The sequence below is a fragment of the Paenibacillus sp. FSL R5-0378 genome (assembly GCF_038009285.1).
Classification (GTDB): domain Bacteria; phylum Bacillota; class Bacilli; order Paenibacillales; family Paenibacillaceae; genus Paenibacillus_AQ; species Paenibacillus_AQ favisporus.
The window spans coordinates 1,673,487-1,692,234 of sequence record NZ_JBBPAY010000001.1 but is presented as its reverse complement, the minus strand read 5'-3'; the positions used below and the strand labels follow the sequence as shown (position 1 = coordinate 1,692,234).

Annotated in this window: 20 protein-coding genes and 1 pseudogene; 12 read left to right on the top strand and 9 right to left on the bottom strand. The window is 53.3% G+C overall.

Features of this window, described 5'->3' with window-relative positions; all coding sequences use genetic code 11:
* The first annotated feature begins 58 nt into the window (after positions 1-58).
* Together MKY74_RS07725 and MKY74_RS07720 are read left to right on the top strand one after the other, a co-directional pair.
* Positions 59-229, top strand: a complete 171-nt coding sequence (locus MKY74_RS07725) for a hypothetical protein (RefSeq protein WP_167372920.1) — start codon at positions 59-61, stop codon at positions 227-229.
* A gap of 174 nt (positions 230-403) precedes the next feature.
* Complete coding sequence (locus MKY74_RS07720; protein ID WP_076175114.1) at positions 404-763, top strand: toprim domain-containing protein; 360 nt, start codon at positions 404-406, stop codon at positions 761-763.
* A gap of 55 nt (positions 764-818) precedes the next feature.
* Here the strand turns inward: MKY74_RS07720 and MKY74_RS07715 are convergent, their stop codons facing one another.
* Together MKY74_RS07715 and cyoE are read right to left on the bottom strand one after the other, a co-directional pair.
* Positions 819-1,430 (bottom strand): SCO family protein, encoded by a 612-nt coding sequence (locus tag MKY74_RS07715; RefSeq protein ID WP_076175116.1) that lies wholly within the window; start codon positions 1,428-1,430, stop codon positions 819-821.
* A 226-nt stretch (positions 1,431-1,656) separates the two neighbouring features.
* Complete coding sequence (cyoE, locus tag MKY74_RS07710) at positions 1,657-2,592, bottom strand: heme o synthase (RefSeq protein WP_076175118.1); 936 nt, start codon at positions 2,590-2,592, stop codon at positions 1,657-1,659.
* A 280-nt stretch (positions 2,593-2,872) separates the two neighbouring features.
* Here cyoE and MKY74_RS07705 point away from each other — a divergent pair, with 280 nt between their 5' ends.
* Positions 2,873-3,856, top strand: coding sequence for a metal-dependent hydrolase (locus MKY74_RS07705; protein WP_076175120.1), 984 nt, complete (start codon positions 2,873-2,875; stop codon positions 3,854-3,856).
* A gap of 231 nt (positions 3,857-4,087) precedes the next feature.
* Here MKY74_RS07705 and MKY74_RS07700 read toward each other — a convergent pair whose 3' ends face one another.
* Positions 4,088-4,303 (bottom strand): alpha/beta-type small acid-soluble spore protein, encoded by a 216-nt coding sequence (locus tag MKY74_RS07700; RefSeq protein WP_076175122.1) that lies wholly within the window; start codon positions 4,301-4,303, stop codon positions 4,088-4,090.
* 119 nt (positions 4,304-4,422) lie between these two features.
* Between MKY74_RS07700 and MKY74_RS07695 the strand changes: the two genes are divergently transcribed.
* Entirely contained in the window at positions 4,423-4,608 is a 186-nt protein-coding gene (locus MKY74_RS07695) for a hypothetical protein (protein WP_076175124.1), read from the top strand.
* A gap of 30 nt (positions 4,609-4,638) precedes the next feature.
* Here the strand turns inward: MKY74_RS07695 and trpS are convergent, their stop codons facing one another.
* On the bottom strand, positions 4,639-5,628 hold the full coding sequence (gene trpS / locus MKY74_RS07690) for a tryptophan--tRNA ligase (RefSeq protein WP_076175126.1): 990 nt from the start codon (positions 5,626-5,628) through the stop codon (positions 4,639-4,641).
* A gap of 453 nt (positions 5,629-6,081) precedes the next feature.
* Between trpS and MKY74_RS07685 the strand changes: the two genes are divergently transcribed.
* Positions 6,082-7,062, top strand: a complete 981-nt coding sequence (locus MKY74_RS07685; RefSeq protein ID WP_076175128.1) for an aldose 1-epimerase — start codon at positions 6,082-6,084, stop codon at positions 7,060-7,062.
* Positions 7,063-7,262: 200 nt separating this feature from the next.
* Positions 7,263-7,502, top strand: a complete 240-nt coding sequence (locus tag MKY74_RS07680; protein ID WP_076175232.1) for an alpha/beta-type small acid-soluble spore protein — start codon at positions 7,263-7,265, stop codon at positions 7,500-7,502.
* Between the two features lie 268 nt (positions 7,503-7,770).
* Here MKY74_RS07680 and MKY74_RS07675 read toward each other — a convergent pair whose 3' ends face one another.
* From MKY74_RS07675 to MKY74_RS07665, 3 genes are all read right to left on the bottom strand, one after another.
* The gene (locus MKY74_RS07675) at positions 7,771-8,178 is read right to left on the bottom strand and encodes an O-methyltransferase (protein WP_076175130.1); all 408 of its coding nucleotides are present in this window, start codon (positions 8,176-8,178) and stop codon (positions 7,771-7,773) included.
* A 366-nt stretch (positions 8,179-8,544) separates the two neighbouring features.
* On the bottom strand, positions 8,545-9,480 hold the full coding sequence (locus MKY74_RS07670; protein ID WP_076175132.1) for an anti-sigma factor: 936 nt from the start codon (positions 9,478-9,480) through the stop codon (positions 8,545-8,547).
* Positions 9,446-10,066, bottom strand: a complete 621-nt coding sequence (locus tag MKY74_RS07665; RefSeq protein ID WP_076175134.1) for an RNA polymerase sigma factor — start codon at positions 10,064-10,066, stop codon at positions 9,446-9,448. Before MKY74_RS07665 ends, MKY74_RS07670 begins: the two co-directional genes overlap by 35 nt.
* 259 nt (positions 10,067-10,325) lie before the next feature.
* Here MKY74_RS07665 and MKY74_RS07660 point away from each other — a divergent pair, with 259 nt between their 5' ends.
* From MKY74_RS07660 to MKY74_RS07650, 3 genes and pseudogenes are all read left to right on the top strand, one after another.
* Entirely contained in the window at positions 10,326-11,489 is a 1,164-nt protein-coding gene (locus tag MKY74_RS07660; RefSeq protein WP_076175136.1) for a COG1470 family protein, read from the top strand.
* 59 nt (positions 11,490-11,548) lie between these two features.
* Positions 11,549-12,502: pseudogene (locus MKY74_RS07655) on the top strand (ABC transporter ATP-binding protein); the annotation flags it as partial.
* A complete protein-coding gene (locus MKY74_RS07650) occupies positions 12,468-13,553 on the top strand; it encodes an ABC transporter permease (RefSeq protein WP_432206621.1) in 1,086 nt (361 codons plus the stop codon). The pseudogene MKY74_RS07655 and the gene MKY74_RS07650, both read left to right, overlap by 35 nt.
* A gap of 248 nt (positions 13,554-13,801) precedes the next feature.
* On the opposite strand, the gene MKY74_RS07645 is transcribed toward MKY74_RS07650, so the two are convergent.
* On the bottom strand, positions 13,802-15,601 hold the full coding sequence (locus tag MKY74_RS07645; protein ID WP_076175140.1) for a M3 family oligoendopeptidase: 1,800 nt from the start codon (positions 15,599-15,601) through the stop codon (positions 13,802-13,804).
* A 136-nt stretch (positions 15,602-15,737) separates the two neighbouring features.
* Here MKY74_RS07645 and MKY74_RS07640 point away from each other — a divergent pair, with 136 nt between their 5' ends.
* Both MKY74_RS07640 and MKY74_RS07635 read left to right on the top strand, forming a co-directional pair.
* Positions 15,738-15,908, top strand: coding sequence for a YycC family protein (locus tag MKY74_RS07640; protein WP_076175142.1), 171 nt, complete (start codon positions 15,738-15,740; stop codon positions 15,906-15,908).
* On the top strand, positions 15,905-16,135 hold the full coding sequence (locus MKY74_RS07635; RefSeq protein ID WP_076175144.1) for a hypothetical protein: 231 nt from the start codon (positions 15,905-15,907) through the stop codon (positions 16,133-16,135). Before MKY74_RS07640 ends, MKY74_RS07635 begins: the two co-directional genes overlap by 4 nt.
* An 82-nt stretch (positions 16,136-16,217) precedes the next feature.
* Here MKY74_RS07635 and MKY74_RS07630 read toward each other — a convergent pair whose 3' ends face one another.
* Positions 16,218-16,919: a DUF2225 domain-containing protein gene (locus tag MKY74_RS07630; RefSeq protein ID WP_208629388.1), complete on the bottom strand. Its 702-nt coding sequence runs from the start codon at positions 16,917-16,919 to the stop codon at positions 16,218-16,220.
* A 564-nt stretch (positions 16,920-17,483) separates the two neighbouring features.
* Here MKY74_RS07630 and ylbJ point away from each other — a divergent pair.
* Entirely contained in the window at positions 17,484-18,716 is a 1,233-nt protein-coding gene (gene ylbJ / locus MKY74_RS07625) for a sporulation integral membrane protein YlbJ (RefSeq protein ID WP_076175148.1), read from the top strand.
* Positions 18,717-18,748: the final 32 nt, after the last annotated feature.

Below are 18,748 nucleotides of genomic sequence, written 5' to 3'. Positions count from 1 at the left end.
CTCACCCACATAAGATGGATTGTGTTAACCGACCAGGCAAGAAAGAGGGGTGATCTCGATGGGTTTGTATTCTCACTGCGGCTGTGGTCCTGTAGTAGCACCGGTGGCCGCTCCTGCAACCAAGGTAGCTCCTGTGGCGGCAGCTCCGTGTGTGCCTCACAGTAACGTAGGCATCGTACTGGTACTGTTTATCCTGCTTGTCATCATTTTGCGTGCATTCTGGTGCTAGAACGGCGATCTTCCCATATTAAACGGTCTGTCTACCCTGCTGGACAGATCGTTTTACTTTTTTTTGCATGGCTTGCCGAAAACAAGCTAAACTAGAATTACCCGGACCTAAGCTTCAACATTTCCCGGGGAATTTCGAGACAAACATCCTTCTCTTAGTCCGAGGTGAGCCATCATGCCGATTTATATTATTGTCGAGGGAAAAAACGACCGCAGTAAGGTCCGCCGCCTGCTGGATCCCGAAATTCAAATTGTGTGCACGTACGGAACGTTAAACACGACAAGACTCGAGTCTTTGCGCAAAGAAATTAAGGACAGCGAGGTTTATCTGTTTATGGACAACGACAGCTCCGGCAAAAGGATTCGCGGCGTTCTCCGGGATGCCTTCCCGGATGCAGGCCACATCTACACAAGACGGGGATACCGGGGAGTTGAGGGCACACCGGATGAATATATCATTTCCCAGCTGGAAAAAGCGGGGCTTGAGGAATTTATCGTTTATCCCGATTCCTACACCGTATGGTCCAAAGATTAAAAAAAGGCGCCTACCCATCCGGAGCATGCCGGGGATTTGGCGCCTTCCTGTTTGATTATTCCTTGGCCAACGCCTCAACGTCCTTGGCAAGGGATTCTGCCGTAACTTCATCCGTATTGTTGGCGTTATACAGCTTGCGGACCTGATTGTCCCGGTCGACAAGGGCAATAATGTTCGCATGGGAGAAGTTGTCCTTGTTGTCTCCCATAATGGCGATTTTGAACGACTTTTCGGCCAGATCGCGGATCTGCTGATCTTCGCCTCTCAGGAAGTACCAGCCGTTGTAATCGACATTAAACTTGTCCCCGAACTCTTTGATCTTCTCCCGGGTATCTACCTTCGGATCGAAGGAGATCGAGACGAACTCGGCGTCTTTGCCGAAGGTTCCGTCCTTGACGAGCTGCTTCTGCGTCTGCGACAGCATGAAGGTCGTTACCGGGCATACGTCCGGGCAGCTGGTGTAGAAGAAGTAGAACAATCTGACCTTGCCTTTGGTATCGTCCAGGCTTACCGTTTTGCCATCCACATTTTCAAACGAAAAATCTCCGACCTGGCTGATAACCGGCAGCTTCTCTTTGCCGAATCCCATGGCGTTATATACCAGGTACCCTGCTCCAATCACGATCACCACCAGCAAAATCCATGTCCATTTGTAGCGCTTCAACATCGAATTCGTTCCCCTCTCCCTAATCACGATTCCTGCTGTCCCTTATGCCGGCGGACATCTTGATGCCGCCCTGCCTCCCCAGGACTACAGGCAGTAGTTTGTTATGTAACACTGACGCGGCCCATCCGCCCTGACGGCCGGGTGACCCGCTTGAGCCCGGGTGAACAGGTTTTCATTTCTTCCTTTTAAAAGAATCCCATGATTCCATGGGATTCTGGGTAAGAACTTAGTGAGTTGTGTTCAAAATCATTGCGATCAAGCTCAAGGTCAAGTAGTTTATCGAGAAGAAGAACGTTTTCTTAGCCCATGCTTCATCGTCTTTGGCGGTAAATCCCTTCAAGCCATAATACAGCCAGATCAGGGACAGCAAGAGCGAAATGATCATGAAGTAAATGCCCACATAGCCGTATGCATACATTAATACCGGTACCGGAACCAGCAATACCAGGTAAGGAATACATTGAATCTTGGTACGCTTAACGCCTTTGACGACCGGCAGCAGCGGGAATCCCGCCACTCTGTATTCTTCGACACGCCGGATGGCGAGAGCCCAGAAGTGAGGCGGCTGCCACAAGAACAGCATCGCAAACAGCAGAACAGCGCCCATATCGACCGTACCCGTTACGGCAACATAACCGATTACCGGCGGCATAGCCCCCGAAATCGCGCCGACGGAAGTACTCCAGGTGGACGTCCGTTTCAGCCACATCGTATAAACGACTCCATAGACGAACATACCGATAACCCCGAAGATGCCGGCCATAACCCCTGAAAAAATAAAAAGGTCAGCGAGTCCCAGCACACCTAGAATAAAGGCATACCAGAGTACAACTGCTGGCTTTATGCGGCCGGCCGGAAGCGTACGTTTACGCGTCCGTTCCATCTTCATATCCAGTTCACGATCATAATAATTGTTATAGACACAGGCGGAAGCCATAACCAGCATGGTTCCCAGTAGAGTCAGAATCATCTTGCCTATATGAATATCCCATTGGGATGCGACCCAGAAACCTGCAAATGCAGCAATTAAGTTAGACCGGAGAATACCGGGTTTAGTTAATGTGATAAAATCTTTCCAAGTTGCCGATGGATTGGGTGGCGTTTGATTGATGGAAAGCGCTGCGGAATCCGAAGGAGCTTGGTAAGTCAAGTGATTATCCACGCCTTAAGATCCTCCTTAGTTCTGTCGTTATGGAGGAACTTGCCCTCCGCTATAAAGTTTATCATATCAAAAGGTAAAAGTGTTTGACAATCCTCTCCAAAATCATTCACCATTTTGACAATTTAGTGACACGTATTAGCGACACGTAATAGTATGGTCAAACACTAATAAATTCATCCAATATTGGGTAGTAACTATAGTGAGGCATTCTGCCGGAAAGGAAATCAGCTTCCGGGTTTGTTACAATAGAATAAAGAACAACAAGAAGGAGACATGGTAAATGGATACTGCCACACATTTTGTGATTGGACTCAGCCTGGCCGGTCTCGCCTACGTCGATCCGGCGGTTGCCGCGAGTCCCACGCTTGCCGCCGCGGTGCTGCTGGGCACTGTCATCGGTTCGCAGGCTCCGGATTTCGACGGCCTGCTGCGGTTCAAAAGCAATGCCCTCTATGTTAAAAATCACCGGGGAATTACTCATTCCCTGCCGTTTCTCGTCATCTGGACCGCTCTGATCAGCGGAATCCTGTCCCTTCTGTTCAGCGGTGTCCCATCCGGGCATATTGTGCTCTGGACCGGCATCGCCGTCTGTCTGCACGTGTTCAGCGATCTGTTCAACACGTACGGAACCCAGGCCTTCAGGCCCGTGACGGAAAAGTGGATTTCGTGGAACATCATTCATATTTTTGACCCGTTTATTTTCACGCTGCACGCCCTGGCCGTTCTGCTCTGGAGTACAGGAGCGGTACATCCTGCTCCTCTGTTCACTGTCGTATATATCCTGACGGTGTTTTATTATATTTGGCGGACCGGCGCCCATTCGATGCGCACCCGGGAAGTGATGCGGCTGGATGAGAGCCGTAAGTCGGGAGAACGTTACTTCGTCATTCCGACCATTTCCTATAATAAGTGGCATGTCGTCAAGTCCCATCCGGACGGCAGCTATCAGATCGGCGTACTGAACGGGCATACCCTCGAATGGAGAAAGCATGCCGTCACCGAGTCCCATCCGGCGGTCGAGCATTCGCGGAATCATCCCGATGTGGAAGCCTTCCTGTACTTCTCTTCCTTCGCGGTGGCCGAAGTCGAGCCGCTGCCCTGGGGCTATGTGGTCCGCTGGGCAGATGTGCGCTACCGGCACCGGAGACAGTATCCGTTCGTCGCTGTGCTCGTCATGGATAAAAATTATCAGCCGATCAATACTTACGTTGGCTGGCTGAGCTCCAAGAAGATGAACAAGCGGCTCTCCATCAATTCAGGCTGAGTGCCGCGGGGATTGCATAATAAAAAGGGGTCTGCGGAAAATTTCCGCAGACCCCTTTTTTTCCGTAACGCCTTTTATCCTTCCGTCGTAATGTTTTTCAGCCGCCCCGCGTTCGGTAAACAGCCTGCCTCTTGACGGATGCTGCCGGATAAGAGAGAATCACGGTAGTTGCAAGACAAAGACCGAAGCACCTGTCGGCGCTCCGGACCCGAAATACTTTCCTGTATGGAACTATCTGCCTTGGCCGGAAAGTTGTTGCTCAGCCAATTGAACCAGACGTTTCGTAATGTATCCCCCGAGAGAACCGGTTTCACGGGAAGTGTAGTTGCCCATGTATCCGTCTTGCGGCATTTGAACGCCGAGCTCCTGAGCCGCTTCCATTTTCAATTGCTGCAGTGCAGCGTTTGCTTGAGGTACCACCAGATTGTTGGAACGAGATCTAGCCATTATAAGAGTCTCCCTTCAATTCTGCGTCTTATTGAAATGCAAGCTTGCAAGCTTAGTATGGCTCGCAGCGACACAGTTATACAAGAAAGTTTCTATATATGAAATGGAGGTTTTTGCCAATGAGTAAAGGCTTGTCTTTATGGTTTGCTGCCTCGTCCATCCTGCTTCTGATGGCATGCGCCGTCTCCATCAGCTATAACGGCTGGGTAGCCGTGCTGCTCGGCATTCTCGCAATTCTCAATATCGGGTGGGGCTTTGTGGTCAAAGCCCGCAAGAACCGGCTGCAGCATCCCGATCACCGGTAAAGCGGCTAGTCATCGCTGCCGCCGGGGAAGTTATTTCTTGGCCGGGAGAAATCCCATTCTTTCTTTGACTTCGGCCACGGTGCGGGAAGCCTTCTCCATGGCTTTGTCTGCGCCCTGCGCCAAAATATCATGAATTTGACCGGACTTGCGGATTTCGTCATATTTTTGCTGAAGCGGCTCGAGCGTCGCTACGATGACTTCTCCCAGGTCCTTTTTAAATCCGCCGTACATTTGACCTTCGTATTTATCTTGAATTTCCTGCAGCGACATGCCGGAGCATTGCGAGTAAATACTCATCAAATTGCTGATTTCCGGTTTTTCATCCGGTGCATAGCGGATTTCTTTTCCCGAATCGGTGGTGGCCCGGCTTATCTTTTTGCGGATGACATCCGGCGGATCCAAGAGGGCGATATAGCTTCCCGGGTTCGGATTGCTTTTGCTCATTTTTTTCGAAGCGTCGTCCAGCGACATAATCCGCGCGCCCACTTCGGGGATGTACGGTTCCGGAATGGTAAAATAGTCGCCGAAGCGGTGATTAAAGCGTCCCGCCAGGTCGCGGGCAAGTTCCAAGTGCTGCTTCTGGTCTTCGCCTACGGGAACCAGATCTGCATTGTACACCAGAATGTCTGCCGCCATCAGCGCGGGATAGACAAACAATCCGGCGCCTACGGAGTCTTTGCCGGCCGATTTGTCTTTAAACTGGGTCATACGTTCAAGCTCGCCCATCGAGGTGAGCGTCGTCAGCAGCCATCCCAGCTCGGCATGCGGCGGAACATGCGATTGCATATACACGTTCGCCTTATTTGGATCAATACCCGCTGCGATGAACAAGGCGGCTACCGCCTCGGACTGCTCCCGGAGCGCCTCGGGTTCCTGGGGTACCGTAATCGCATGGAGATCGACGACCATAAAATTGCACTGATAGTCGTTCTGCAGTTTTACAAAATTTTTCATGGCTCCGATATAGTTGCCGAGCGTCAGTTTGCCGCTGGGTTGAATGCCGGAAAGTACGGTTTTCATCAACAATCCCTCCAACTTTAAAAATGGTAAAAACAAAAAAGGCCCCACGCCCGCAAGGGACGTGAGACCGTGGTGCCACCCTTATTTGCTGCAAGCCGCCCATGTGGAAACGACAACTGTCAGCCTTTCTGCTTCCGTAACGTGGAATCGCCGGCCGGTCTACGCAGGAAGTCATGGTTGCTTCCGTTCAACGCGGCACTCAAGGGTCCATTCGGCAAAATCGGCTCCACCGGTTCGCATCAACCACCGGCTTTCTGAAGGTTACGCCGTCTTTGCTTACTTGTCCCTGTCATCGTGTTTACATAATCATTGAAAGCCTTTTGCAATGCCTATGATAAAGCTCAGATCGTCGAATTGTCAAACCCCTTTTTTTACGAAACGCCATCAAATCTGTTATGATATGGGTTAGATATTTGAAGGCTAAATGAATTTAGAGGAAAAAGGAGCAACGATATGAAACAAGTGACCAAAGGGCAATGGAACGGATACGATACCTATATCCTGCATAGCCGTGAGCTTGAAGTCACACTGCTGCCATCGCTTGGAAACAATGTCATTTCCATTTTGGACCATACCCTAAATCGGCAGGTCGTTCGGAGACCTGATGACAACGATCTGGAATTCTACCTGCAAAAACCTTACCATTTTGGCATGCCGATGCTGATTCCCCCGGGACGGATCCGCGGCGGCCATTTTGAATACGAAGGCAGATCGTATCAGTTCGACCGGAACACTGCCGGAGACAACCATATTCACGGTCTCCACCGGACACAGTCCTGGAGAGTCAGCGATATCGAAGAAGACGAAGAAGGCTGTGCAGTGACCTCGGAGTTCCTGACCTCAGACGATCCACACTGGATGGAGCAGTTTCCCGCACCGCTGAAGCTCGAAATGACGCTTCGCCTTCAAGGGTCCAAACTGACTCAACACTTAAAGGTTACCCACCTGGGGGACCATCCGATACCTTTCGGCATCGGTTTTCATACATGGTTTTTGCTTGACGGGCAGCCGGGAGAGTGGACGCTTACCCTGCCTGTAAGCGCGGAATATGCGCTGGATAAGGATTTAATTACGACCGGCGAGCTCCTCCCGCTCGGACCGCTCGATCAGCTCAATCAAGGACTCAATCTGGCCGGGACCAACTTCGACACGCCGCTCCGGATCGGGGAAGGACAGCCTGCGGAAGCCCTGCTGATGCGCAGTGACGGGTACGGACTGAAGTATTCGGCGGATCCGAATTACTATAAGCATTGGGTTCTCTATACGAAAGGCGAAGCGGACGAATTTTTGTGCATCGAGCCATATACCTGGCTGCCGGATGCGCCCAATCTTGCCGCGGGACCGGACCTGACGGGACTGATCCGGATCGAGCCGAAGGCATCGGTCGAGATGGATCTGACGCTGGACATGATCTATCCTTCTGAAGACCATTAAGCCGATTCCTTAGAATCAGGCATAGGAAAACGCGGATTTTCAAATTTACAAAATAACAGGGCTGCATGCTGCTTGAAGCATGCGGCCCTTTTTGCGTTATCCTCTATTTACCAATTTATATCTCCCTTCTTGCTGCATGTTTTCAAATCTTTCGCACCATAATAACACCATAAAGTTCAAAGGAGGTGACAAACATGGGTATGGGTCAAGGTCAAAACCAAGGACGCGGAAGCCGCTCGAACAACCTGGTGGTTCCACAAGCTAACGCTGCTCTTCAACAACTGAAACTTGAAGCTGCACAAGAGCTTGGCGTTCAAATGCCACAAGACGGATACATGGGCAACTACACTTCCCGTGAGACTGGTTCTTTGGGAGGTTACATCACAAAACGTCTGGTACAACTGGCAGAGCAGCAATTATCGGGTCGTTCCGGCCAATAATCTGCATTTGTATACGTTGATATCATGATGCCGGGCCCGGCGCGAGCCGTCCCCGCCTACAAAAGGCAGCCTCTGGATTATTCCAAGGGCTGCCTTTTTCCAATTACAGATTTATAAAATTTTCAGCGGTGCTAACCATTCAATAATCGCAATAAAAACTTCCGCTAAGCCTGGTCTGTCTTCTGTGCTAATCAAACTATTCGGATATTCATGGATTAAGTCATACTACAAAAGCAAGAAGGGATGATAAAAATAAGTCCACGCCGAACTACGACAATTCTGTTACTGTTTCAGGATATGTATGTCTCGGATACCGGATCATCAGGTTAGCCATGTTATAGTTGGATTCCAAGATGGCATCCACCGCAATGAGCCCCTGCCGGATCGTAAATTCGTAGCTGATTTCACCGTGAGTCCAGTGGCGCTTGTATTTTAAACTTTCTAAAGCCATGAGACGAAAAGACGAGTACTGTACTGGAGTCAGTCCGGAATCCTGGGAATGAATTTCCCCGTTCCGTCCTTCCAGCGGATGATGCCGGATACCAAATTTACCAATGACATTATTTCGTATTTGCACAAACACCGTGCCGGATGATAGTCCTGACAGCTCTTCTTCCAGTTCCTTAAACACTAAATCCAATTGCCTTGCCAAAGATAACTGCTCGGTTTTGATCATCTTTTTCCCCCTCTCCAAAATTCGCCAAAACTCATAGGGCTTATGACTCATTATAAGACAGCATGTAGTATCATACAACAACATCAAACATAATTGGGTAATAATTCCTATTATTTTCGTTAAAGCAATTTTATTTTCGGCAACAAATCGCTATATTTCTGGTTATTTTGACAAAATGTGATTTCCCCAAGGATATTCCAAGAAGAGCGCGAAAAACCACGAACCAACTCCATTGAACACTACCCCAAATCCATTTCGATAATCCCATCACCCTAAAACCAGTCGGCTTAAAGCGACTATCCCGGGCTAACGCGAAACCTGAAAAGAAAAAAAGCCCGGGGGCATTTGAGATCCCCCAGGCTGGCGCTACTCCCTATCATCGACAGACACCCTTAGTGCTTCGGGTCCGGTCGGTACCCGGCTTCCACCCTTAGGTTCCAGACTGATCACAATTTGGTCCGGGTCCATGGTCCCGTATCCGTAATAATAACCTTTACCCTCGGCCATACCCGTCATCAGCATTCCCATACTGACCGACCGCTGCTCATGCTGCAGCCATACCTGGTAGGCCCTTTCCTTCGGTGGCTGAAGACCTTCAATCACGATCAGCATCTCACCCGAATCCCGGTCGATCCACACGCCGCCCGATCCGTGAAGCGGCGGAAGCGGCGGAATCCGGTACTGATCGTAATTGGCCGACTGCATCACAGCGATTTTGGATGTAAAAGCTTGATCGATAGAATCGGCGGACGGCATCTCCCGATGCTTGAAGGAGAACAGCCCGGCAACGATGCAGCCCGCAACAACCGCTGCCGCTGCGGCAGGTACAAGGTAACGCCGCCGGCGGACAAATCCTTTTTCCAGGGAACGGAGCCGGGCCAGAAGCCGCATTTTACGGCCAAGACGGGCGGACGGGCCAGGAGCTGCGGAAGAGGCAGCGAGCGGGCCAGCTACGTCGTTGGAGGCCTGCCAATCCGCCTCTGATGCGGCTTTCTCTCCGGTACCCACAGCCCGTAACGGCGACTCGGGCAGCGGCGTGCTCAACGCTGCAGCGGTTGGCTGGCCTTCCAAAGCCGAGGCTGGCTCGCTCATTACCGAGCCGGCCAGCTCAACGGATTGCATCACCGTCTCCCACTCGGCAAGGCGCTCCCTGCAGTGGGAACAAGCGGCGGCATGCTCCTCGACGCGGAGACGCTCCAGCTCATCCAGCTGTTTCATCGCGTAATCGACCAGCTTTTCCTCGGGCAGCTCCGCACAGCCTTCAGGATTATTGCTCCCATTTTCCCGAATGGACAACCGCATGCGGTTCACCTCCCTCGCCGGCCTGGGTAACCTGGCCCTGCTCCAATCTGCTGCGCAAATTCCGGATGCCGTAGCGGATCAGCGACTTCACAGTTCCGACCGGCTTCTGCATCTTCTCAGCCAGCTCGCGGTGCGTCAGCTCCATCATATAGCTCCCGTAGAGCGCCATTCGCTGCATGGGCGGGATGCTGCGCAGCGCCGCCCTCACCTGCTCCTGATCCAGATGCCGGAACGCTTCGAGCTCCGCCGATTCCAGCGTCCGCTGCCAGCGCATAACGGCCGACTCTTCCTGCGTCCGCTGCAGGGCGGCCATCCGCTGCTTTTGCCGGAGGCGGTCCATCGCCCTGCTTCGGACACGAACCGCCAGCCACGCTTCTACACTGCCCCTTTCGGGATCGTAGTGCCCCGCTTTTTCCATCACTTCGATAAAAATTTCCTGACAGACATCTTCCGCTTCCACCCGGTCCTTCATCCAGTATTCCGCAAGCCGGTAAACCATCGGAGCAAACGCATCATAGAACCGGTCGAAAGCCGGAGCCGAGCCCTCTGCAATTTCCTTCAACCACGCTTCAGGACGGTCCTGCATGATGGAGTATCCCCCCTTATTCTCTTCATTCCCTTGATCCGGCCTTGCCCCCTGCACCCAAGGTCTCGAAGAGAGCGCTGGCCGCCATTTTTACAGCAACATTCTAGCAAAAGAATTTCGCGTTCGGACTCCCCTCTTCCGTGATTTTATCCCTTTTTAAGCAAATTTTTATCTTCTTTTAATCTTCCGGTAAATCCGGTGGTGGCTCTTCATTCGTATTCCAGATGATCACCAACACACTTGAGGAGGGTTCTGTTTCATGACACGTTTCTTGAGGATCATCACACATGCCTGCCTGGCGCTGATGCTCTGCATCGGCTTCCTGATCGCCAGCACGGGAAGTCCGGTCCATGCAGCCGGAGGTCTGACGCTGTACACTACCTACACTTCCATTTCCGTGCCTCCCGGAGAGTCGCTGAATTACAGCGTGGAGCTGAAAAACAACTCCGGCAGCGTCATTACAGCCCCGATATCCGTTACCGATCTGCCCGAAGGCTGGACGGCTAAAATTTCAGGCGGCGGCTGGGACCTGAACGAAATTTCGGTCATGCCGGATTCATCGCAAACGATCTCCCTGGACGTGACGGTTCCGATGCAAATCGACAAGGGAACCTATCGCTTTACGCTGTCGGCGGGCAGCCTCGCGTCTCTGCCCCTTTCGGTCAACATCACGGAAAAGGGCACGTATCAAACCGAACTGACGACCGATCAGGCCAACCTGGAGGGACACTCCGACGCGACCTTTACCTATTCGGTGAATCTGTCCAACCGCACCGCGGAAAAGCAGACGTATGCGTTAACCGCCCAGGCGGAGAAGGGATGGGACGTAACATTTACGGCCGACAGCAAACAGGTCTCTTCTGTTGAAGTGGACCCTGGGGCTGACAAATCCATTACCGTTGATGTAAAGCCGGCTGAAAACGTGACGCAAGGTACTTTTAAAATACCGATCCGCGCTTCCAACCAGACAACGAATTCCGAGCTGGAGCTCGAAGCCGTCATTACCGGCAAGTACAGCATGGAACTGACGACGCCAAGCGGATTGTTAAGCACCGACATTAAGGCAGGCGGAGATAAAACCGTGGAGCTGCTTGTCAAAAATACCGGTACCGCCGACCTGACCAACATCAACTTCACCTCCACGGCGCCAACCAACTGGGAAGTCAGCTTTAATCCCAAAACGGTCGATAAGCTCGCCGCCGGCAAGTCCACCACGGTGGAAGCCAAATTGACCGCAAGCGACAAAGCCATCGCCGGGGACTATGTAACCGATATTACCGCCCAGGCTGCGGAATCTTCATCCAACGCCTCTTTCCGGGTCGCTGTCAAAGGCTCCGTCCTGTGGGGCTGGATCGGCGTACTGATCATCCTGGTCATTTTGGGCGGCATCTATGTACTCATTCGTAAATACGGGAGGAGATAACGTTGGCGGAGACAGTCATCGACATTCAGCAGTTGACCAAAAGCTACGGCACCCATAAAGCCGTGGACCATCTGTCCCTTCAAATCCGCCGCGGGGAAATCTTCGGCCTGCTCGGCCCAAACGGCGCAGGCAAATCGACCACCATTCTGATGCTTCTCGGCCTGAGCGAACCGGACGGCGGAAGCATCAATGTGCTGGGGCTGGATCCGACGCGGCGGCCGATTGAAGTCAAACGCCGCGTCGGTTACCTGCCGGACGACGTCGGTTTTTACGAAGACTGGACCGGCCTCGAGAACTTAAAGCTGACCGCCCGCCTTAACGGCATTTCCGACAAAGAGGCGGAGGATCGTTCGCTTGATCTGCTGAAGGAGGTAGGGCTGCAGGATGCCGCCCACAAGAAGGCCGGGAATTACTCCCGCGGTATGCGGCAGCGGCTCGGACTCGCGGACGTCCTGATCAAGCGGCCGGAAATCATCATCCTCGACGAGCCGACGCTCGGCATCGACCCTAAAGGGATCGATGAGCTCCTCGGCCTGATCCACGGCCTTAGCCGGGACCAGGGCTTGACGGTGCTCCTCTCCTCGCACCAGCTTCACCAGGTACAGCAAATCTGCGACCGCGTCGGTCTGTTCGTCAGCGGCAGGCTGCTGGCCGAAGGAAACCTGGAGACGCTGTCCCGCGTCCTGCTGACCGACACGCCGCTTTTGATCACCGCCGAGGTGGACCGGGCGGATGATGCGCTGCTGGCTGCCCTTCAGAGCGTGGAAGGGGTCAGCTCCGTCCGGATCGCGAGCGGGGATCAGGACTCGATGAGGCCGGCGGAGGACCGGACGCGCCTGGAGATCGGCGTCAGCGCCGACTGCAGTCCGGAGATCGCCCGGACGGTCGTCGCGTCGGGAGCGGCCCTTTACGGGCTGCAGCGCAAGGAATACGGCCTGGATGAAATCTACCGGCGATATTTTGCGGGAGGTGAGGAACTTGGAAGCAAGCGTTCTAAAAGAGCAGCTAAATAAAGCCTGGGACACGGTCAGCTCCCCATTTAAGGACGGCATCGGCCGGCTGCGGGGCACTGCTCCCTCCGACCGGGAGCGGTTCAGCCGGGCAAATGCGAACCCGGCGGCATTCCGCGTCCTGGTGCGTAAGGAGATTTCCGATCATGTCCGGAGCTGGCGCTTCCTGCTGCTCCTGGCGATCATCTTCCTGACCTGCGTCGCCTCGCTGTATACGGCGCTGAACAGCCTGCAGGACGCTATCAAATCCACGGACGGCTACAGCGATTTCGTCATCCTGAAGCTGTTCACCACCTCCGACGGCACCCTGCCGTCGTTTATCGGATTCATCGGCTTCCTGGGCCCGCTGCTTGGCATCGGCCTCGGCTTCGACGCCGTCAACAGCGAGCGGAACAAAGGCACCCTGAGCCGCATCATGGCGCAGCCGATTCACCGTGACGATTTGCTGAACGCCAAATTTATCGCATCGCTCACCATCATCGGCTTCATGTTTCTCTCCCTCGGGCTGCTCGTGATGGCCCTCGGTTTTCTGATCGTCGGACTGCCGCCGTCATTCGAGGAGCTGCTGAGAATCCTCAGCTTCCTGGTCGTCACGATCGTCTATATCGGATTCTGGCTGAACTTATCCATCCTGTTCTCGGTTAAGTTCCGCCAGCCTGCCACATCGGCGCTGTCGGGTATCGCCGTCTGGCTGTTCTTCAGCTTCTTTTACGATATGATCCTGAATTTGATCTCCTCGGGCCTTGCGCCTAACAGCGACACGGCTTCGGTGGACGACATGGTCCACCATGTCAGTTTTATGCTCGGGCTGAGCCGGATTTCACCGTATACGCTGTTCAATGAGGCGACCTCGACGCTGCTGATGCCGACGGTGCGTACACTGGGTCCGCTCACGACGGAGCAGGCCTACGGCGCGATTGACAGCCCGCTCCCCTTCGGGCAGAGCCTGCTGCTGATCTGGCCGCAGGTCACCGGGCTGATCGCCCTGACGCTGGTCTGCTTTGCGATCTCGTACGTCATGTTCCTGCGTCAGGAAATCCGCGGGCGTTCCTAACCTATGCCCCGCTTGATGTACTTCACTGAGGGCGGACATCTGACAAAGCGATTCCATGTTGCTTTTCCAGCCGCATAAGAGTGCATTTAGCAGTCGTCTTCTTGCAATGCGATATACAAGTCCGCGTCTCCCAATCTCCCAAACTAATGTATCATCAAAAAAGCAGTCCCTTTGGGGCGTAATGAACCCCAGGGGACTGCTTTTTGTGTGGCGTACTCTATTACATTTGTTCGAACCGTCCGGCTGGATTACACCAGATGGTCGGTCATGGCCAAGAACTGCTTGACATCCTCTGCCGTCAGATCCGCCGCGCTCTGCCAGAAATCGCGGCCCGTCAAATCGGCGTTCAGGTGCTTCTTCGCCAGTTCCTCCACCGTCATGACGCCTGTATCGCGCAGCAGGGCGTCGTATTTATCGGCAAAGCCCGCGCCTTCCTGCAGCGCGCGTGCATAGATGCCGGTGCTGAACATGTAGCCGAAAGTATACGGGAAGTTGTAGAACGGCACACCCGTAATATAAAAATGCAGCTTCGACGCCCAGAAATGCGGATGGTAAGACGACAGGGCATCGCAGTACGCTTCCTTCTGCGCTTCTTCCATCAAGGTGTTCAGCTCCTGTACGCTGAGCAGACCGTTCTTCCGTTTCTCATAGAAACGGGTCTCGAACAGGAAGCGGGCATGGATGTTCATGTAGAATGCGACGCTCCGCTGGATTTTGTCTTCAAGCAGAGCCAGCTGCTCCTGCTCATCGGCAGCCGATTTTACCATCGCGTCCGATACGATCATCTCCGCGAAGGTAGATGCCGTCTCGGCAACGTTCATTGCATACCGCTGGTTCAAAATCGGCAGCTCGTTCATCAGGTGTTGGTGATAGCCGTGTCCTAGCTCATGCGCCAGCGTCGAGACGTTCGAAGCGGTTCCGCTGAACGTCATAAAGATCCGCGTCTCCTTGCTGAGTTTCAGCGAGGTGCAGAACCCGCCAGGACGCTTGCCAGGACGGTCTTCCGCCTCGATCCAGGACTTGTCGAAGGCCATCTCGGCAAAATCAGCCATGCGCGGGCTGAACTTGCGGAACTGCTCCACGATCGTTTCCGCCGCTTCCTGGTAAGAAATGGTGCCCGAAGACTTGCTGATCGGCGCTTCCACGTCCACCCAGCTCAGACGGTCCTGGCCGAGCAGCTTGGCCTTGCGCTCCATATACTGCAGCAGCATCTGTTTGTTGTCCTGTATGACATTCCACATAGCGTCCAGCGTCTCACGCGACATGCGGTTGATTTCAAGCGGCTCCTTCAGCACTTCGTCCCAGCCGCGGCGTCCGTACAGCTTCAGGCGGAATCCGCCGAGGTGATTCAGCGTATCCCCGCAGAAGTCAGCTTTGTCCGACCATGCCTGTTCCCACTTTACGAACATCGACTCGCGGGTCTCCTTGTCCGGACTGTCCAGCTTATTGGCCGCCTGCCCGGCCGACAACGACACGGTCTCGCCGTTTTCTTCAAACGGAATTTGGATATGGCTGACGATCGTATCATACATGCTGCTCCAGCCATGATATCCATCAATGGCCAGATCGAGCGCGAGGCTCTCCATGTCCGGACTCATCATTTCGCGGGCTTGGTCGCGGCTTTCGCTAAGGACGAAGGCCAGCTGCCGCACCTGATCCCGGCCGATCCACTGCGCGAACGTCTCGTCATCGGTCGAGCGGAGAATGTGGTCAAAGTCGGTCATGATTCCACTAATGAGCGCCCGAAGGGTCGCCAGGCGGCCGCCCAGCTGAACGGCTTTCTTATCCTGCTGGTTCTGTGCCTGCAGGCAGCTGACGAACGCGCTGGCTTCGGAGAAGCGGGCAATCGTGCCCTGCAGCGCTTCAATAAATCCGTCAAACGACTCGGTCTCTTTTGGGCTCGCCGGCGCCTTGGCTGCCTTGATTTCGCCCTGAAGGCTCTTCAGGTCCTGCTCCAGGGAGTGAAGGAAGGTATCGAACTCGGCGGAAGCGGAGCCGCCCGGAAATACGGATTCAAGATTCCAAGTTAATTTCAGGTCTTTGTTCATGTTCGAATCACCTTTCTCATCATAAATTTTATTTTATTTGATTGGCCTCATGGTAAGGTGTATAACTATAAAGACGAAACCCTTATGTTTCTGCCCGGCAAAACGGGCTTATTCATACAGAGGAGGGATACTCACCATGAGACCATTGCAAATTTCACCGGAGACCGCCGTGAAACTATCCGAGAAGCTGGGGGTTCCCCTGGAACACCTGATGCACATGCCGCAGCATATCCTGCTGCAGAAGCTGGCGGAGCTCGCCAAGGAAGAGGCCGGCAAGCAGGACGGCGATGAAGGAACCAAATCATGATTCCGTTCTCGAGAACCTGGCCTTACGACAAAGTGATGGGCGATATCTATGTACATGAATGTCCGTTCTGTGGAACGAACAATGTGAGGCTGCCCCTTAAGCCGGCTGAGCTTCGCAGCATTCATGAAGGAAAGAAAAAGCTGCTCGTCTTTCCCTGCTGCAACAACAGACTCCATATCATTGACACGGACAACGATTATTTGCTGTTCGACCAGGATATTCGCTGATCGAACCGGCTGATCTGCTCCGGAAAGAAAACACGCAAAGGCATGCCGTGATGAACACGGTCTCCTTGGCGTGTTTTTACGTTCAGGCGGGATTCATCTCGCCCGGCAGCTCCATTCGCTTGTCCAGCATCTCTTGCCGCAGCACGCCCCACTGCTCGCGTGAAGCGTGAATCATGGCTGAATCCACGATATGTTTATCATTGATGACTCTGGAGAACCACTTGACCGCCTGATGGTAATCGCCTGTCCGGCGATACAGTTCCCCAATCAAATAAAGCAAGCGCGCGTTGTTCGCTCCTACGCCTTCCAGCTCATACACCCGGATATAAGAATCCAGGCAGTATTTCAGAAAGCGCTGCTCCTGCTCCTCGTCGCCCTTATACCGGTAGAGCCAGGCAATATGGTGCAGAAGGCTGGCGATAATCCGATCCTTCTCTCCGATCGTCTGTGCGCACAACAAGGCGAGCTTGTAGGTCTCAAGCGCAATATCCCAATCCCGGTGTCCGCTGTAGTCCCGCTCGATCCAGCGCTTGCCGATTTTCTCGGCAAACTGCATCTTCTGCATATCGCTCAGACGTTCCGTTGAATGCTCCGTAGACGCAAAACCGCACTTCGGGCATACCCTGACCACATAATAGTCGGGATTCTCGTTGTTATAATAAGCACAAAAATCCGCATCCGTACGCACGGCCTTCTTAAAGCTCGGACGCACCCGTGACGTGGAAAATTGATGCTCGCAATTACAGCATACTACATTAATGGAGTAAAGAGGTTCCAATGCCACATCCATACATTCCTTTCATGCCCAGTGTCCTCATCGCTGCTTGTCTCTTTCCGGGCCTTCCGCCGCTGCTTACTCGAATAAATCATCAACATGCAAAGTACATATGATTTCCATTATATCAAAAACCAAAAACAAAATAACCCCACAAAGTGGGATCTGAGCTTTAAATTAGGGTCTCAAATCCTCTGCATGAGCCTCGCGGAAGGACAAGTCCCTATGCACAAAAAAAGGCGCTAAACGTAAGTTTAGCACCTTAGGACATGTTCAGTAACTGCTCCAATCCTCTTCGCCGGGATGGACCAGTGATTCGCGAATGACATACACGAAGGCGCAGACAAGGAGACCGGCGACAATACTCATGTTCTCATCACTCCATCCATATATTTTAAACTTGAAATGAAGTTAGTTGTTGTACTGTATATTTTACCATATCTCCACCAAAAATACAGCATTTATTGTAAACGCTTTCCCAACTTTTTTGTACTGTTTGTCCGATGACATTCATAATATCTAGGAACATAGGTGTGATTCTCATGTCCCATATTCAGAAGGGAGGCTGCGAATTTGTCCGTAAAAAGGCTGGGTTTACCGCTCATGATTGCGTCTATGGCCGGATTGTTAGTGCTGATGCTGTGTTACCCCGGCCCTTATTTGGAATCCGCCCTGCGGGGCTTGGCCATTTGGTGGGACGTCCTGTTTCCGTCGTTATTTCCCTTCTTCATCATTTCCGAAATGATGCTGGGCTTCGGCATCGTTCACTTGTTCGGCACGCTGCTCGATCCGCTGATGAAGCCGCTGTTCCGCATTCCCGGAAGCGGAGGATTCGTAGCCGCGATGGGGTATGTGTCAGGCTATCCCATCGGGGCCAAGCTGACGGCCAAGCTGTGGGAACAGAAAATGCTCAACCGGGAGGAAGGCGAGCGGCTGGTGGCCTTTACAACGTCGTCAGACCCGATTTTTCTGATCGGCGCCGTATCGGTCGGTTTTTTTCATTATCCCAAAATCGCGACCATTCTGGCGCTTTCCCATTACGGCGGCGGTTTTCTGATCGGCCTCCTCATGCGTTTCCATGGCAAACGGGGCTCGGTGACCGAAATTCCGGCTTCCGGAGCCCCGGTTCGCGGCAGCCGGCTGCGGCGGGCGTTCAACGCTATGCATGAAGCCAGAATGAACGACGGCCGAAGCGTGGGCGAGCTGCTCCAGCAGGCGGTCGAATCTTCGCTGAAGCTTATTATTGTCGTGGGCGGACTGGTTGTATTCTTCTCGGTATTTTTAGAGATACTTACCGAAGCGGGGGTTATGGCGTTCTTCTATCGTCTGCTGGAAAATGGCCTGACGGCCCTCCAATTCCCTCCATCCCTCTCGGAAGCGCTCGTTGGAGGCTTATTTGAGGTTACCCTGGGCGCCCGTTCGGCGGGTGAAGCCGCCTCCTCCGTTCCGCTGCCCTTTAAGGCAGCTGCAGCAGCCTTTATCCTGTCCTGGGGAGGGCTCTCCGTGCACGCCCAGATCGCGAGCATTCTGCACGCCACCAATCTGCGCTATTTGCCGTTTATGATGGCGCGCTTGATTCATGGTTTTGTAGCTGCTTTCCTCGTTCTGTTTTTATGGGAACCGGTGATGGGACGTTATACCGATGCGCCTGCTTTCGCAAGCCAAAACTTCGGCTTTCTGGCCTCGGCCCAAGGCATCCGGGACTGCCTCGTCCTGTTGTGCATCCTGCTGGCCGGGATGACGGTGCTCTCCCTTCTGATCAGCTGGATTCAATCCTTGTGGCGCGGCGTTCGCCGGACCTCCTGATCACGGAACATGAAATGGACGTTGTGTTATCC